We start from the raw sequence: 2249 nt of genomic DNA, 5'->3' as shown, positions 1-2249 counted from the left end.
ATTTTGTTCTAGTTTTCTGTGAACATACCATGGTATGTTCATTGATTAATGTTTGATATAATATTAATGCACAAGAGCTTTAGAAACGGAAAACTAAAACAAAACTTCGCTTCATCGGTGAACGTTATACGCAATTCAAAAAATATTTCCTTTTAAATAGGAGTTTTGATAGGCAATTAATGAGAATTTAAATTTGATTTTTTAATTAATTAGAAAGGGGGAAAGTGGAGGTCGCTATCGCTCCAATAATCAAATATCTTTATTTATTAAATTTTCAAAATGACAATATCTTCAATTAAAATCCCTTGTAAGATTTGCAACATTGATACAAATCACACCTTAGAATGGGAAAAAATAATCAAATGGGGTAATGAGGATATACAAGGTGAAGATGAGTATCAAGTCTTGTCTTGTAAGGGTTGTGATTCATTAACATTTAGAAAAATATCATCGAACTCTGAAGACTTTAATTATATTAGCAATGAAGGAGAAATGGAATATATTAAAACCTATACATATTTTCCTGAACGAACTAAAGATACAATTACACCAATTATTGATATATACAAATCACCAATTAAAGTAAGAGAAATATATATAGAAACAATTAACGCATATAACTCTCAACAACCGATTTTATGTTCCATTGGCGTTAGAAGCATTATAGAAGCAATATGTACCGAAGAAGCAATAAAAGCAAAGAATTTAAAATTAAAGATTATAGAACTGAAAAAAAATGGAATTATTTCAAAAACACTTGAAACTGGCCTACACGAATCAAGGTTAATGGGCAATGAAGGTGCGCACAATCTTGATGTTTGCACACAAGAAAATTTGCTAACAGCTATAAAATTAATTAATAATTTAATAGAGGGTCATTATTCTCTACCTGAGAGAATAGAAGAATTAAAGAAGAGAGCTTCAAAATTTAAAAAATAATCATATGATAGCAAAATCATTAAAAAAAGGAGATACAATCGGAGTAGTTGCGCCATCAAACCCTTTTAATCAAGAAAGAAAAATTGAATTTGATAATTTCATAGAATATATCAATAAACAAGGAATTGAAGTAAAACTTTCAAACAATTTTTATGCAAGCAGTAAATATGGTGCTGGGGTTCCAAAAGAACGTGCAGATGATATTAATGCTATGTTCGCTGATAAAAACATAAAGGCGATATGGTGCTTACAAGGTGGAGATAACGCAAATCAAGTACTTGACTTAATAGATTACGATACAGTAAAAAATAATCCAAAAATATTTATTGGTAAAAGTGATATAGATGTTTTACTATTAGCGCTGAATAAAAAAACTGGTTTAATAACTTTTCATTCATGTGATCCTAAAATTGGAAGAGATAGAGAATTGGATTTTGATTATACTAAAAAATGGTTCAAACAACGTTTATTTAAAAAATCAAAGGAAATTGAAGCAAGTGAAGAATGGACATGTGTTAATGAAGGACGAGCAGAAGGAAAAATAATTGGCTGTAATCCTATTTCAATTTTAAAATTAGCAGGCACTGAATATTTTCCAGATTTTACTGATTCAATTCTTTTTATAGAAGCGTATAAATCATGCCCTAAAGAAATTATTTATCAATTGACTCAATTTAAGCAAATAGGAACATTTGATAAGATAAAAGCTATAGTTATTGGAAATAATTTTGAGTTTCAGAGTGATGATTTTAAAGTTGAAAAAATGGTAAAAGAATTGCTTATAGAATATAATTTTCCGATTCTTAAAATCAATGAATTTGGTCATTATCAACCACATGCATTTTTACCAATTGGCGCAAAAGTTAAGCTTGATGCAACAAACAAAAAAATTGAAATTATAGATGACTTTTTAGAATAAAAACAAATAGGAGTTTTTTAAAAAGGGATTCACCCCTAACCCCTCTCCCATTTTAAAAAACGATAAAAAATAAAATTTAAAATAAAAAGGAAGCCTATCAAAAATTAATATATAAACATTTTCTGAACTTCTTCGCTGTCGCTCGACCCCGCTGCGCTTGAGCTACGTCCAGAAGTATCTGGACTGGGCTCAGGGCGTATAACAACACGATATCAGGTTCACCCCTCAGCTCGGGGCTCTCCCAAATTTTCTTTTCACTATCGCTCAAGAAAACTTCTGATATCGGTATTCATTATCCAAAATTCCGCTCCGCTTCATTTTGGATAATGTGGTCCTAATATGCGAACTGGGGCTTGTTCATACTTTTTTTACATGTTTAGCGCGAGCTCCG

2 protein-coding genes are annotated in these 2249 nt (G+C 30.3%); both read left to right on the top strand.

Going from position 1 to position 2249, the window contains the following annotated elements; translation table 11 throughout:
• The first annotated feature begins 279 nt into the window (after nt 1–279).
• Nucleotides 280–939, top strand: coding sequence for a DUF4145 domain-containing protein (locus ACXLDF_RS04775; protein ID WP_457557354.1), 660 nt, complete (start codon nt 280–282; stop codon nt 937–939).
• Between the two features lie 4 nt (nt 940–943).
• Nucleotides 944–1858 carry a S66 peptidase family protein gene (locus tag ACXLDF_RS04770; protein ID WP_457557353.1) on the top strand — a complete coding sequence of 305 codons (915 nt, stop codon included), beginning with the start codon at nt 944–946 and terminating at the stop codon, nt 1856–1858.
• Nucleotides 1859–2249 lie beyond the last annotated feature (391 nt).

Source organism: Candidatus Harpocratesius sp. (assembly GCF_054039255.1).
The sequence above is the reverse complement of the archived record's forward strand: the minus strand, read 5'-3'. Positions and strand labels throughout refer to the sequence as shown.

Coding starts and splice junctions, on each gene's coding strand:
- ACXLDF_RS04775 (WP_457557354.1), top strand. CDS start 280: ATGACAATATCTTCAATTAAAATCCCTTGTAAGATTTGCAACATTGAT.
- ACXLDF_RS04770 (WP_457557353.1), top strand. CDS start 944: ATGATAGCAAAATCATTAAAAAAAGGAGATACAATCGGAGTAGTTGCG.